The sequence below is a fragment of the Paraburkholderia sp. SIMBA_030 genome, assembly GCF_046535245.1.
Taxonomy (GTDB): domain Bacteria; phylum Pseudomonadota; class Gammaproteobacteria; order Burkholderiales; family Burkholderiaceae; genus Paraburkholderia.
In genome coordinates, this window is the sequence record NZ_JAWRXB010000419.1 from 1 (window position 1) to 275 (window position 275).

Here is a 275-nt window from a genome sequence, read left to right on the forward strand (position 1 = left end):
CGGCACCGAATTCCTGACATTCACCGAAAGCTCCGTCTCCCTCGATCCATCGTCGCTGAGCGCCGACTTCGTTGCGCTGCAGGCAACAGGCGAGCCGATGGCCCGGCTGGCGAAGCTAACGAAAGCAATGGGCCAGCCTTTCCTGGGGCAGGTCAATTGCCAGAGCCACGTTTTCGATGGCTGGCTGAAGGATCAGAACTACCGCCATTCCGGCGTGCTTCAGGATACGCTGAAAGCGGTTTCTTTTCCCGTCGAAACGACCGAGGAATGGGAGG

The 275-nt window shown here is 59.3% G+C and carries 1 protein-coding gene; it reads left to right on the forward strand.

Annotation, left to right across the window (positions count from 1 at the left end; genetic code table 11):
* Nucleotides 1–275 (forward strand): hypothetical protein (locus SB772_RS40600; protein ID WP_410838599.1); only part of this gene is annotated, 275 nt, incomplete at both ends.